The sequence below is a fragment of the Marinospirillum alkalitolerans genome, assembly GCF_045055655.1.
GTDB lineage: Bacteria > Pseudomonadota > Gammaproteobacteria > Pseudomonadales > Halomonadaceae > Marinospirillum > Marinospirillum alkalitolerans.
On the sequence record NZ_JBANFI010000002.1, the window covers coordinates 329660 to 342719 of the forward strand.

Genomic DNA, 13060 nt, shown 5'->3' on the forward strand with positions numbered 1-13060 from the left:
TATTCAAGCATCGGTCAGGGTAAGCTGTTGAAATACAGATCACTATTGAAGAGAGCCCGACCATGCCCCTCGCGACGACCCCGATTAGCTTTGAATTCTTTCCCCCTAAAACCGAAGCTGGACAGCAGAAGCTGCTCCAAGTCAGGGATGCACTGGCCGCAACGCAGCCTGAATTTTTCTCTGTGACCTATGGCGCAGGTGGCTCAACCCAGAATGGCACCTTACAGACAGTGCTGGCCCTGCGCGAAAGCGGTATTGATGCTGCCCCTCACCTGTCTTGCATTGGTGCCAGCCGAGCAGAATTACGCCAGCTACTGAGTGAGTATCAGCAGCAGGGCATCACACGTCTGGTCGCTTTACGGGGAGATCTGCCATCAGGCATGGGGATGGGCGGTGAACTCCGTTATGCCAATGAGCTGGTGGCCTTTATACGCGAGGAATTTGGGCGTCACTTCACGATTGAGGTTGCGGCCTATCCAGAAACCCACCCACAAGCGCCCAGTTTTAGTGCCGATTTACAGCACTTTGTGCGCAAGTGTGCCGCAGGTGCCGACAGTGCCATCACCCAGTATTTCTTTAATGCCGATGCCTACTTCCACTTTGTCGAGCGGGCGCAGGCTGCGGGCGTCACCATCCCCATTCTGCCCGGCATCATGCCCATTACCAACTACACCAAGCTCGCACGCTTCTCTGATGCCTGTGGTGCCGAGCTGCCACGCTGGATACGTAAGCAGCTGGAAGCCTATGGCGATGACAGTGCTTCGATCCAGGCCTTCGGCACCGAGGTCATTGCACGTCTTTGTGATCAGCTGATCGCCGGTGGCGCTCCTGGCCTGCACTTTTATACACTCAACCAGGCGCAGCCCAGCCTTGATATTCTGGCGCAGCTGCAAGGCTAGGAGGCCTCGGTCAGCGAATCAATTCACACCACTGCTGGCCGGTCGATAGCTCAGCGCCTCCAGCAGGTGCTGACGCTCAATCTGCTCACTCTGCTGCAAATCCGCCAAGGTGCGCGCCACCTTTAACAGACGATGCGCACTGCGCGCAGAAAGCTGTAAACGCTGCATGGCCTCAATCAAGAGTGTCTTTTCTGCTGGTTGCAAGATCGCATCTCGCTCCAGCTCCGCCGCACTCAGCTGACCATTGAGCTTACCCGCACGTGCCAGCTGCCGTGCTCGTGCTTGGCAGACACGTTCACGTACGGCATGACTGGTTTCTTCAGCAGGACGCGCAAACAGATCCTCAGCTGGCACCGCCGCGACTTTGACATGCAAATCGATACGATCCAAAAGCGGGCCAGAGACGCGGCTTTGATAACGCTGTACCTGATGCGGGCTACATTGGCAGGCCTTATGTGGATGTCCAAGAAAACCACAGGGACAGGGGTTCATCGCACTCATCAATAAAAACTGCGCCGGATAGGTGGCCCGACTACGAGCACGCGCCAAATGGATTTCACCCGATTCCAGTGGCTCACGCAGCACTTCAAGCACCCTGCGATCATATTCAGGCAGCTCATCTAAAAACAGCACGCCACGGTGGGCTAGGCTGATTTCACCCGGCTGCGGATGACTGCCACCGCCGACCAAAGCAGCAGCAGAACTAGAGTGGTGGGGCGCACGATAGGGACGCTGTCGCCAACGCCGCACATCAAAACCCTGACTAATCGAGGCCATCGCAGCCACCTCCAACGCCTCAGATTCATCCAGAGGCGGCAGCAAACCAGGCAGACAGCTCGCGAGGAGGGTTTTACCGCTGCCCGGCGGTCCATTCAACAAGAGGTTATGTTGACCGGCCGCCGCAATTTCAAGCGCGCGCTTGGCAAACAGCTGACCTTTGACGCTCGACAAATCAGGGTAGAGAGAAGGGGCAGCCGGCGCTAAGGTTGGCGGAGAACAAGACTGAGGTTGACGCCGCTCAAGCTGCGCGACTAAGTCCAAGAGACTCGATGCTGGATAGAGAGGCAGGCCTTGCACCAAACTGGCCTCATCTCGATTCGCCGCAGGTAAGGCCAGCGCCAACTGCTGTTGATGCACCACCAAGGCGGTGGGCAAGACACCACGTATCTGGCTTAAATCGGCATTCAGTGCCAACTCACCGATAAAGACGATCCCTTCTAAGCAGGCTTCCGCCAGCTGGCCTGTGGCCACCAAAATACCCAAAGCGATGGCCAGATCATAGCGGCCGCCTTCTTTGGGTAGATCAGCAGGAGAAAGATTCACGGTAATCCGCCGACTGGGAAACTCAAACCCCGCCATCAACAGCGCACTGCGTACCCGATCACGGCTTTCCTTGACGGCCGTCTCGGGTAATCCAACCAGATGAAAGGCGGGCAAACCATTCGCGAGATGCACTTCGACCTGTACTTCAGGTGCGCTTAATCCCAACAAAGCGCGAGTCGCCACACGAGCAAATGTCATCCTGACCTCCTTGTCCTAGTCTGCTGCGACCTCTCCAGTCTAGATGACACCGGGCCTAGTGCGCCAGTTCAGCGCTGCCTGCACCAATGCGGCCCTCCCCTCAACTGAGAAAGTTCAAATTAAGAAAGCCCAGGTGAAGAAGGCAATACCTGCGCCTCCAACTGCGCCACGCGTGCAGCGAGCTGATCCATTTTCTGACGGCTACGCTGATGTATCGCCAATAAACGCTGATAATCCTCTTGCGTCACCAGATCCAGCTTGGCTGCCGCCTGCTGAATAATCTGCTGAATCCGCGCTGGATCAAGATGGGCTGCCTCCTCGGCGCCTTTGCTGGCCGTGAGGCGCTGAGTAATCTCTTCAATCATCGCTTGTAAAACAGGGTGGTCTTTCATGATGGCTCCTTCGGCATTGAGGTGTCTTGGTGCTGATGATATCAGTCTCACCCAACAGATCAAAAACGCACCAAAGAGGAACACGGTGCGCTTTAGTTTGGTGCTTTTTATTTCCTGAGCAGCCTCAAACAGATGTATGAATCAATAAAATCATCGCTAAGCTGCTGTTTATCTTTCACAAATCCATTCGTGGCACAGCTGATGCAATTTTCCCAGTGAAGCGGTGAAGACCGGCAAGGTCACACTTTTCTACCCTAGGCTGAGAGGAAACTAGCATGAAACTGGTAACAGCCATTATCAAACCCTTCAAACTGGATGATGTCCGCGAAGCCCTTTCTGATATCGGTATTCAAGGCATCACTGTCACTGAAGTGAAAGGCTTTGGTCGTCAAAAAGGCCACACAGAACTCTATCGTGGTGCGGAGTATGTGGTGGACTTTCTTCCCAAGGTAAAAATTGAAATCGCGATTGATGATGCGCGCATTGATCAAGTGATCGAAGCGATTATCAACGCCGCCAACACCGGCAAAATTGGCGATGGCAAGATTTTCGTCACCCCAGTGGATGAAGTCATCCGTATTCGTACTGGCGAGCGCGGCAGCGACGCTGTGTAACTGCTGACCAATTGAGGATAAGACAATGGAAGAAATCATTCACCTATCCTATGCGATAGATACCTTTTACTTCTTGATGTGTGGTGCGCTGGTCATGTGGATGGCTGCGGGCTTCTCGATGCTTGAAGCCGGCCTTGTGCGCTCAAAGAACACCACAGAAATTCTGACCAAGAATATTGCACTCTTTGCGATTGCCTGCACCATGTACCTCTTTGTTGGCTACGCAATCATGTATTCCAGCCCTGAAGGCGGCTTCTTGCCCAACCTGAGCTTCCTGATCGGTGCTGAAAACTCAATGGATGCGGTCCTCGCTGGTGGCGAAGATGCACCTTACTACTCCATGCGTTCTGACTTCTTCTTTCAGGTCGTCTTTGTCGCTACAGCCATGTCGATTGTCTCAGGTGCTGTTGCTGAGCGGATGAAGCTCTGGGCTTTCCTGGCCTTCGCTGTGGTCATGACGGGTGTGATCTATCCTATCTCTGGCTACTGGACTTGGGGTGAAGGCTGGTTGGATGCCGCTGGTTTCAGTGATTATGCTGGATCGGGTATCGTTCACATGGCCGGTGCGGCTGCAGCTCTAGCTGGTGTTCTGGTGCTGGGTGCGCGTAAAGGCAAGTATGGCCCTAACGGTCAGATCAATGCGATTCCTGGTGCGAACATGCCACTGGCTACACTGGGTACCTTCATCCTGTGGATGGGTTGGTTCGGCTTCAACGGTGGCTCAGAGTTAAAAATGTCGGATGTTGGCTCGGCCAATGCCGTGGCTCAGGTCTTCGTCAACACCAATGCCGCCGCTGCTGGTGGTGTGATTGCCGCGCTGATCCTGTCTAAACTCTGGTTCAAAAAAGCGGATCTGACTATGGCGTTGAACGGTGCTCTGGCGGGTCTGGTCGCGATCACAGCGGGTCCTGACACCCCCACAGCTCAAGGTGCGGCGTTGATTGGTGCCATCGGTGGTCTGATCGTTGTTGCCTCGATCATCACACTCGACAAGCTGCGTATTGATGATCCAGTCGGTGCCATCTCTGTCCACGGTGTGGTCGGTATCTGGGGTCTGATTGCGGTGATCTTCACTAACGACGATGCCACCTTGGGTGCACAGCTGCTGGGCGCAGTCAGCATCTTCGCCTGGGTCTTTGGTGCCAGCTTGGTCGTCTGGCTGATCATCAAAGCGCTGATGGGTGTTCGTGTCAGCGAGGAAGAAGAATATGCAGGTGTGGATCTGGCTGAGTGTGGTATGGAAGCCTACCCAGAGTTCACCCGCGGTAAGTAATCTGATGACGGGCAGAAGGTGGAATCCTTCACCCACACAAGAGTGAGCATGGAAGTTTGGGCATCCTTCGGGGTGCCCTTTTTTGTTTGTGACACCAGTTCTATTTGCTGTTTGCTAGGTGTACCCTTTATGCTTGGGTGAAAGTTGATGCCGATCAAAATCGGCTCACTGAAAATCGATCTGATCGTTTATGGACTCTGCTGAGGAAGAAGAATGAAACTGGTCACTGCTGTAATCAAACCCTTTAAACTCGATGATGTCCGTGAAGCCCTCTCAGAAATTGGTGTGCAGGGAATTACTGTCACTGAAGTCAAAGGCTTTGGACGTCAAAAAGGCCATACTGAGCTGTATCGTGGTGCTGAGTATGTCGTGGATTTCTTACCGAAGGTGAAGCTGGAGATCGCTGTTGATGACAGCCAGCTCGATGCTGTACTGGATGCGATAGTCAGTGTTGCCAATACAGGCAAGATCGGGGACGGCAAGATTTTTGTCTCACCCTTGGAGCAGGTCATCCGTATTCGCACTGGCGAAACCGGAAAAGACGCGGTCTAGTCTCTTGATTCACTCTGATGGGCGTACCACCTAGGGTGGGCGCTTGTCAGCAGCGCTTAACCCGATTCCACCACATCTGAACAGAGCTGATCACGAATGATGGCCAGCTCCTGTTGTTGATTCAGCATCACCTCAACACAGTCTGCATCCAAATGAGAACCTGCAAGACGGCTCAGTTCAGTTAAGGCTTGATCCTGCGACCAGGCTTTTTTATAGGGTCGCTCACTGGTCAAGGCATCATAGACATCAGCCACAGCAACAATGCGTGCCTCAATCGGAATCTTCTCGCCTTGCAGGCCAAAAGGATAGCCAGTGCCATCCATTTTTTCGTGATGATAAAGCACCAGATTGCGCAGCAGATGGACATCCGGCAACTGCGTCAGGCCATGCTGCTCAATTACCTTATCCAGAAGTTCAGCACCAAGAAGCGGATGCTGCTGCATCTGTGCAAATTCACTGGGGGTCAAGCGCCCAGGCTTGAGCAGAATACGGTCACTAATGGCGATCTTGCCGAGATCATGCAAGGGGGCAAAGAGATATAAATGCTGGATCTGACGATCACTGAATGTCCAGTGCGGAGACAGATGGCTTGCGATCAATTGTGTATAAAGCGCCATACGCTCCAGATGCTCACCTGTCTCAGGATCACGGCCAGCACAGAGTGCCAACATGGACCGGACAGCGGCTGTCAGGGTACGAATCCCCGCATGATCTTGAAAAATCAGCTGCGCAATCAACTGCCCATAAAGCTCCAATTGGCCTAAACGCTCTCCTTGAAACACCTGCGTTTGACGAGAGTTGAAAAAAACAAAGCCTAAAAGCTGATCAGCCACGATTAGCGGCAGGGTAAAGCTGGAGCGCCAGCCTTGTTGATACAAGCGCGCGGTATGTGGATTGACTCGCCCCGAAAAGTGTGGCGGCAGCCAGTCGGCCAGATCATCAATCACGCGGGGCTGGCGTGAGTGCGCGATTTTCTGCAAAGACCAGGTCTGTTGCAGATTGAACTCATAAGCGGTGAGCGCCTGATCTTCAGGGCTGGTGGTAAAAAAAGACCTGACCTTGTGCGTTTCAGATTGATAGAGCGCGACAGAAAAGCGCTCGACCTCTGGCATCTGCTGCTGTATCTGCTGCCCTAAGAAACGCAGCTTACAGGCTAACCCTTGCTGCTGACTCAATGCGTGCACTAATCCGATGTGGCTCATCACGGCCTCGCTGATCATTCATTTGGGCAACAGGCAACCGGTTTAACCCACGCAGGTCTCCAGTGAGAGCTGGCTGCCCAAGGTCAGACGAAGCTGATCACCCGAAGACAAGCGACCCACGCCAGCAGGCGTACCCGTCAAAACAAGATCGCCAGGCAACAAGGTGAAGTAGTGGCTGATCTCACTTAAAAGCTCAGGCACAGTGTAGATCATCTCTGCGCTCTTGCCATGCTGCTTACGTTCACCGTTGATCCACAGTGCAAACTCCAGCTGGCTCCAATCTTGCTCAGCCGGACAGGCCAGCAGCGGTGTGACTGGGCAGGCACCATCCCAGGCCTTGGCTTTTTCCCAAGGCTGACCCTGTTGCTTGAGCTGTGTTTGCACATCACGCAGAGTTAAATCCAAGGCCAAACCCATGCCACTGATTGCCGCAGCCGCTGTGGCTTGATCGGCGCGGGTCAGGCGCTGACCTAGCTGCACCACCAATTCTGCCTCATAGTGCACCTCACCGAGTTCGTGAGGCAGCACCAAGGGCTGGCGCAAATCGGCCAGACTGGTGGAGGGCTTGATAAATAGCAGGGGAGATTCAGGCACAGGGTTATTCAGCTCAGCAGCATGAGCAGCATAGTTGCGCCCGACACACACCAGCTTGCTCGGCGCAGGTTGGCCACACCACATTTCAGTAGGCAGCAGCGCATTCGGTAAGGACATTCTCTTTCCTCGAATTCAGTCACTTCGGCGCGACGAGCGCTTGTTGCAGATCAAACGGCGTCTGCTTTCAGCGCTCGTAGCGGTGATGTTATTGATGATCACTCATTAAATTGAGTTCCAGCCTGAAAGCATCAATCAGATGGCGGCAGCTCGGACTGAAGACCTCGCCCATTTCGGCCAGGGCGTGCAAATCGGTGGACAGGCTCGCTTGTTCGCTAAAAGCGGCATAGCAGTCTTCTGCTCGTGCCTCATAACTCGTATCATTATTCTGTATCGCCGTGCGCCATTCTTCGATGCTGATCACTGGCTCCTGCACTGGCGTTTCTTCAACACCGCAAGCCGCGAGTAGCAGCACCCAAGGAATGACTAAGCCTATTTTTTTCACATCCATCTCCTGATAAATCCATGAACAGAGATCTTAGCAAGCATGCTCCACTTGTGCACTGAGCCACCACGATGATCAGCCTCGGCAGCGTTTTTGTGATCAGCCTGTTATCCGCCACTCTCTTGCCTGGCGGCTCTGAAGCGCTGGTCGTGGCCCAAGTCTGCCTTGGCGCCCCTTTATTCTGGCTTTGGCTGGCCGCCACGCTCGGCAATACCCTCGGTTCTTGGGTCAACTGGGCGATGGGGCGCTATCTGCTCAGATTTGAGCAGCGACGTTGGTTCCCTGTCTCACCAGCACAGAGGTTAAAGGCAGAGGCATGGTTTCAACGCTGGGGGCAGGGCAGCCTGCTTTTTGCCTGGCTGCCTGTTGTCGGCGACCCCCTGACGCTGGTTGCGGGGGTGCTGCGTGTTCACTGGCTGCCTTTTTTACTGCTGGTCGGTTGTGGCAAAGCCCTGCGCTATGCCTTGGTGATTTGGCTGGCAGGGCTGGCGTGCACAACGGCTAGCTAAAAATATGGCGATGCCCTTGGGCCCAAACCTGCTTCACTCGACCCTTTAAAGGCTGCTGCCAGACTGGCGTATTCCGCCCAGCAGACTGCCAAGAACTCGTGGCCGGTGTCCACACTTCCTCAGGATCAATCAAAATTAAATCCTGATGGGCCTGAAGACGCGGCATCGGCAAGCCCAGCGCCAAAGCGGGGCCAAGCGTCATCCGCTCGATCAGTGTTGGTAGGCTCAGTTCTTGCGCCGCAACCCGTTCCAGAAGCAGTGGCAGGCAGACCTCAAGCGTGCTTTGCCCTGGCTCTGAAGCCGCAAAAGGGGCCATCTTGGCAGCGCGTTCATGCGGTAAATGCCCAGAAGAGATCGCACTGATCACCCCTGCCTGCACGCCCGCCATCAGCGCTCGACGATCTTCTTCACGGCGCAGCGGCGGCTGCAGGTGGAAGTGGCTATCAAAGTCCTCCAGCGCACTATCGGTATAAACAAGGTGCGTCAGGGCCACATCAGCGGATACGGGCAGGCCTTTAGCTTGCGCGGCGGCCAATAGCTCAACACTGCGTGCAGTAGAAAGATGGCTGAAATGCGCACGCACACCTGCCTGTTCAATCAGCAGCAACCACTGAGCCACGGCGAGGGTTTCGGCTGTCTCAGGAATACCCTGTAAACCCAGCTGAGAGGCCATTGCTCCCTCATGCGCACAACCACCTGCCACTAGGCTCGGCTCTTCAGGATAGAGAATCACCGGCAGATCAAAGGTTGCCGCATATTCCAGACAACGGCGCATCACCAAAAAATCTTGCACGGGTTGACGCATATTGGTGACCGCGACACAACCAGCAGCTTGAAGCGCGGCCATATTGCTGAGCAGCTGACCTTCTAGCCCTTGCGTCAAGCCACCGACTGGCCAAACCTGCGCTTGCGCGGCCTGCTGCGCCTTCTCACGCAGGGCTTGCACCAAGGCTGGAGAATCCAAGGGTGGCTGAGTATCTGGCCGTGCACACACCTGCGTAAAACCACCCGCCAAGGCCGCCAGGGTTTCGCTCTTTAGATTCCCCTTATAGCTGGGGCCAGGATCACGCAGATGGCAGCTGAGATCGATCCAGCCCGGCGTCGCAAGCCAGCCATCAGCAACCAGCGTTTCATCCGCATGAAAATCACTGGGCGCGGCACCGATGGCCATCAGCTGGCCATGATGCAAATGCACATCCTGCACCTGATCCAAACCAGCTGCGGGATCAATGACTCGTGCGCCTTGAATGGTCAACTTCATGCTGGCTCTCCCTTATCGCTATTCACTGTCGTGAGCCCTTCTTCTTGGAGTTGTGCTCTTTCTTGCATCTGACCACTCATCGCCATACTCATCACCGCCATACGGGTAGCCAGACCATAGCTGACCTGCTGCAAAATCACTGAGCGCGGGCCATCCGCCACCGCAGACTCTATCTCGACACCGCGATTAATCGGCCCTGGGTGCATCACGATGGCTTCTGGATGGGCATAGGCCAGCTTCTCTTGTGTGAGGCCATACAAACGATAGAACTCCGATTCTGAGGGCAGCAGCGCACCGCTCATACGCTCTTTTTGCAGGCGCAGCATAATGACCACATCCACATCGCGCAGCCCTTGCTCCATACGCGTATAAACACGCGCCCCCATCTCTTCAACACCGACAGGCAGCAGAGTATTGGGAGCAATCAAACGCACTTCAGCCGCACCCAGTGTCTTGAGCGCGCGGATCTGCGAGCGGGCCACGCGTGAATGCAGGATATCGCCAACAATCGCCACCTTGAGCCCTTCAAACTCCCCTTTATGGCGGCGAATGGTCAGCATATCCAGCATGGCTTGCGTGGGGTGAGCATGACGACCATCACCGGCATTGATAATCGCTACTTTGGGGGTGATCTGGCTGGCAATAAAATGCGCCGCCCCTGAATCAATATGGCGCACCACAAACATATCGGCATACATGGCTTCGATATTTTGCAGTGTATCCATCAGCGTTTCGCCTTTGGAGGTCGATGAGGTTTTGATATCCAAATTCAGTACGTCAGCAGACAAGCGTTTGGCTGCCAGCTCAAAGGTCGCTCGGGTTCGGGTGGAGTTTTCAAAAAACAGATTCACAATCGTTTTACCGCGCAACAGCGGGACTTTTTTGACCGACTGCTCACCCATATTAACGAAGGATTCCGCAGTATCGAGAATTTCTGTCAGCAGGCTCTTGGGCAAGCCATGAATACTGAGAAAGTGTTTGAGGCGGCCATCACTGGTCAACTGGACATCACGGGGATGCGCTCGGCTCATGCAGGAGTCTCCTTAGCGTGGATAGCTGACAAGGTTCAGTTCAAGGGGCGAGGGACCAGAGAGCTTGATCCTTTGATCAGGCGCCAGCTCTAAATGTAGCGCGCAGCAATCCGGCTGGATCGGCAGCTCGCGCCCTGGTAAGGACACCAACGCCGCCAAGCTAATCGAGGCAGGGCGACCAAAATCGAACAGCTCGTTCATCGCCGCCCGAATCGTGCGCCCTGTCATCAGCACATCATCGACCAGAATCAGATGCTGACCTTCGGTGGTCAGCGGCAATACGGAGGGTTTGACCGCCGGTGTCAGGCCTTGCTGGGTATAGTCATCACGATAAAAAGAGATATCCAGCACACCCAAAGACCAGCTTGCAGGTAACCGAGCTTTCAGCGCTTCTGCCACCCAGGCACCACCAGTATGGATACCCACCAGATGTGGGGCGCTCAGCTGCCGCTCTTCGGCCCAAGCCAAAAGCTGCTGCGCAAGGCGATCCAGCAGCAGGGCCACATCAGGAAGATGGGCGGTCGTCAGCGGGGATGCAGAAGCACTTGATACAGGTTTGTCAGATACAGTTTTGTCAGATACAGGTTTGTCAGATACAGACATGCGGGTTTTCTCTCTTGCTGCCTGTCGATCCATTCCAGGCAAACTATCAGTTAACGATCAGAGGCTGGGGAGGGTGCAGGCGGGGCAGCATGATACTGAGGACCAGCAATCAGGCTCTGCTGTGCAGCCTCAGGATCGAGCTGCAACCAGGCTTCTAGCAGCAGTGCTGCGGCCAGACTATCCACCGGATCTTCACGATAATTGCCCTTGTGGCCCTGCTCACGCACGATCGCCTTAGCGGCACGCGTGGTGCCTCGTTCATCAATACTAAAACAGGCCTGACCATAGCGACCAAAAAGACGCTTGGCCATTTTACGCGCACGCAGGCTCAGCGGCGTATCACGTCCATCTTCTTCGAGCGGCAACCCCATCACAAAGCAATCTGGCTGCCATTCTGCCACCAGTTGATCAAGCAGCTGCCAAGCCGGAATACCATCCTGCGCCGGCAGGGCCGTCAAGGGCGTCACGCTGGCCGTCAGTTCATTGCCCAGCGCGATGCCGTGGCGCTTGGTGCCAAAATCAAAGGCCATAATACGGCGCGGTGTCTTGGCCTCAAGCATGGCCAGCCTGCCCAGTGAGCAAATCCAGATTCACCCCTAGGCTCTGCGCCGCCGCCTTGCGCCTCTGCGCTGGCGGTAGATCAAAGAGCACTTCAGGCCAAGCAGGGCAGGTCAACCAAGTGTTGTCGATCAACTCTTGCTCAAGCTGGTTAGGCTGCCAACCAGCGCAACCTAAGGCGATTAAAAACTGGGATGGGCCTTCACCTTCGGCCAAGGCTTCAAGAATATCGACCGAAGTGGTGAGGCTGATCAGAGGTGTGACGGCCAGACTCGATTTCCACTGGGCCGCACCTGTGTGCAGCACAAAACCGCGCTCTTGATGCACAGGGCCGCCGCGATAAATCGGGGCGTGGGCATGACGCCCATAGCAGCTTGGCAGATCCATCTGGTCGAGCAGCTCACCCAGGGTCAGCTCCAAAGGCTGATTGACGATCAAACCCAGCGCGCCCTGTTCTCCATGCTCACAGAGATAAGTCAAGCTGTCCGCAAAATGCGGATCATCCAACTGCGGCATAGAAAGAAGAAAATGATCCCTTAATGTATTCACAGGCGACTCTTTTTGCTCCGAAATAGAGCTAATTCTGGCGAAATTCAACCCAAATGGAAAGCTTTGTCTGCGGCGACTCAAGTGAGATGCCAGCACTGATCTTTCGCGCACTGCACAACAGCGGGTCAGCGAGCGCGCCAACCATCGCCAAACTGCCAAGTGCGGATGATTTCCAGCACCTCGGTTTCAGCGCGCAGGCTTTCAGGTAAGGGCGCAAAGGGGGCCGCCAGATTCAAAATACGGATGGCCGCTTCATCCAGCTCAGCATGACCTGAGGAGCTGAGCAACTGAGCCTCACGAATACGGCCATCGGCATAGATAGACACCAGCAGGCGCAGCTGGCCTCCTAGGTTCTGGCGTCGCGCCTCTTCTGGGTAGTTTTGATTGCCGATGCGCTCGACACGCGCTTCCCACTGCTGCAGATAAAAAGCCAGTTCAGGATCAAGCTGCGTTGCTGAAGTCACCCGCCGGATACGAGGACGCTCCACCCATTGCTGTTGCTGCACCTGCCATTGGGCTTCCAGCTGCGCCATGGCGAGGCTCCGCTCGGCCAAACGTCGGCTTGATGTCTCAGGCAGCGGCGGGTCAGATGGGGGCAGTGCTGGGGTAGCAGCAGAGGGATCGATAGGCGGCTCGCTCACTGGGGGCGAGATCGGCTCCGCTGAGGAAGTCGGTGCTGATACCTCAGGAGGAGGGGCAGGCATCGGCTCGGCTGCGGCCGGTTCTGGCACCTCCACTTCTTCAGGCAGAGGCTGTTCAGAGATGGCTGGCTCGGTAGGGGCCTCAGCTTCTGGCGGTGTGGCTGGTGGTTCTTCAGGCAAGGCAGGCGTGGACCAGCTGACCAGCTCGACCTGAGTCGAGACCTCCATCCAACGCAGGATAGAGGGTGGCTCTGGCACTGGACTCGGCCGTTGCGCCAAGAAGAGCCCATGCAGACTCAGCGCTAGAGTGAGCGCCAGCAAGAGCGGCCTCTGCTGACGCATCAGGGCCCACGACCTCC

16 protein-coding genes are annotated in these 13060 nt (G+C 55.4%); 5 read left to right on the forward strand and 11 right to left on the reverse strand.

Annotated features, from left to right (window positions below):
• The first annotated feature begins 62 nt into the window (after positions 1 to 62).
• Complete coding sequence (gene metF, locus V6U78_RS04500) at positions 63 to 899, forward strand: methylenetetrahydrofolate reductase [NAD(P)H] (protein ID WP_405337706.1); 837 nt, start codon at positions 63 to 65, stop codon at positions 897 to 899.
• An 18-nt stretch (positions 900 to 917) separates the two neighbouring features.
• On the opposite strand, the gene V6U78_RS04505 is transcribed toward metF, so the two are convergent.
• Positions 918 to 2420 carry a YifB family Mg chelatase-like AAA ATPase gene (locus V6U78_RS04505; protein WP_405337709.1) on the reverse strand — a complete coding sequence of 501 codons (1503 nt, stop codon included), beginning with the start codon at positions 2418 to 2420 and terminating at the stop codon, positions 918 to 920.
• A 119-nt stretch (positions 2421 to 2539) separates the two neighbouring features.
• The gene (locus V6U78_RS04510) at positions 2540 to 2812 is read right to left on the reverse strand and encodes an accessory factor UbiK family protein (protein WP_405337712.1); all 273 of its coding nucleotides are present in this window, start codon (positions 2810 to 2812) and stop codon (positions 2540 to 2542) included.
• Between the two features lie 275 nt (positions 2813 to 3087).
• Between V6U78_RS04510 and glnK (V6U78_RS04515) the strand changes: the two genes are divergently transcribed.
• From glnK (V6U78_RS04515) to glnK (V6U78_RS04525), 3 genes are all read left to right on the forward strand, one after another.
• Positions 3088 to 3426, forward strand: a complete 339-nt coding sequence (glnK, locus tag V6U78_RS04515; RefSeq protein ID WP_405337715.1) for a P-II family nitrogen regulator — start codon at positions 3088 to 3090, stop codon at positions 3424 to 3426.
• 25 nt (positions 3427 to 3451) lie between these two features.
• Positions 3452 to 4699: an ammonium transporter gene (locus tag V6U78_RS04520; RefSeq protein ID WP_405337717.1), complete on the forward strand. Its 1248-nt coding sequence runs from the start codon at positions 3452 to 3454 to the stop codon at positions 4697 to 4699.
• A 213-nt stretch (positions 4700 to 4912) separates the two neighbouring features.
• Positions 4913 to 5251 (forward strand): P-II family nitrogen regulator, encoded by a 339-nt coding sequence (glnK, locus tag V6U78_RS04525; RefSeq protein WP_405337720.1) that lies wholly within the window; start codon positions 4913 to 4915, stop codon positions 5249 to 5251.
• Positions 5252 to 5307: 56 nt separating this feature from the next.
• On the opposite strand, the gene V6U78_RS04530 is transcribed toward glnK (V6U78_RS04525), so the two are convergent.
• The 3 genes from V6U78_RS04530 to V6U78_RS04540 form a co-directional block, all read right to left on the reverse strand.
• Complete coding sequence (locus V6U78_RS04530; RefSeq protein WP_405337723.1) at positions 5308 to 6453, reverse strand: HD domain-containing phosphohydrolase; 1146 nt, start codon at positions 6451 to 6453, stop codon at positions 5308 to 5310.
• A gap of 42 nt (positions 6454 to 6495) precedes the next feature.
• Positions 6496 to 7164, reverse strand: a complete 669-nt coding sequence (locus tag V6U78_RS04535; protein WP_405337726.1) for a fumarylacetoacetate hydrolase family protein — start codon at positions 7162 to 7164, stop codon at positions 6496 to 6498.
• A gap of 88 nt (positions 7165 to 7252) precedes the next feature.
• Positions 7253 to 7549: a hypothetical protein gene (locus V6U78_RS04540; RefSeq protein ID WP_405337729.1), complete on the reverse strand. Its 297-nt coding sequence runs from the start codon at positions 7547 to 7549 to the stop codon at positions 7253 to 7255.
• A gap of 71 nt (positions 7550 to 7620) precedes the next feature.
• On the opposite strand from V6U78_RS04540, the gene V6U78_RS04545 reads away from it, so the two are divergent.
• A complete protein-coding gene (locus tag V6U78_RS04545; RefSeq protein ID WP_405337732.1) occupies positions 7621 to 8058 on the forward strand; it encodes a YqaA family protein in 438 nt (145 codons plus the stop codon).
• Here the strand turns inward: V6U78_RS04545 and V6U78_RS04550 are convergent.
• From V6U78_RS04550 to V6U78_RS04575, 6 genes are all read right to left on the reverse strand, one after another.
• Complete coding sequence (locus V6U78_RS04550; protein WP_405337735.1) at positions 8051 to 9319, reverse strand: dihydroorotase; 1269 nt, start codon at positions 9317 to 9319, stop codon at positions 8051 to 8053. The genes V6U78_RS04545 and V6U78_RS04550 overlap by 8 nt on opposite strands.
• Positions 9316 to 10350: an aspartate carbamoyltransferase catalytic subunit gene (locus V6U78_RS04555; RefSeq protein WP_405337738.1), complete on the reverse strand. Its 1035-nt coding sequence runs from the start codon at positions 10348 to 10350 to the stop codon at positions 9316 to 9318. The genes V6U78_RS04550 and V6U78_RS04555 overlap by 4 nt, the downstream gene beginning before the upstream one ends.
• A gap of 12 nt (positions 10351 to 10362) precedes the next feature.
• Positions 10363 to 10953, reverse strand: coding sequence for a bifunctional pyr operon transcriptional regulator/uracil phosphoribosyltransferase PyrR (gene pyrR / locus V6U78_RS04560; protein WP_405337741.1), 591 nt, complete (start codon positions 10951 to 10953; stop codon positions 10363 to 10365).
• A 50-nt stretch (positions 10954 to 11003) separates the two neighbouring features.
• Positions 11004 to 11513 carry a Holliday junction resolvase RuvX gene (gene ruvX, locus V6U78_RS04565; RefSeq protein WP_405337744.1) on the reverse strand — a complete coding sequence of 170 codons (510 nt, stop codon included), beginning with the start codon at positions 11511 to 11513 and terminating at the stop codon, positions 11004 to 11006.
• Positions 11506 to 12060 (reverse strand): YqgE/AlgH family protein, encoded by a 555-nt coding sequence (locus V6U78_RS04570; protein ID WP_405337747.1) that lies wholly within the window; start codon positions 12058 to 12060, stop codon positions 11506 to 11508. Before V6U78_RS04570 ends, ruvX begins: the two co-directional genes overlap by 8 nt.
• A 125-nt stretch (positions 12061 to 12185) precedes the next feature.
• Entirely contained in the window at positions 12186 to 13043 is an 858-nt protein-coding gene (locus tag V6U78_RS04575) for an energy transducer TonB (RefSeq protein ID WP_405337750.1), read from the reverse strand.
• Positions 13044 to 13060: the final 17 nt, after the last annotated feature.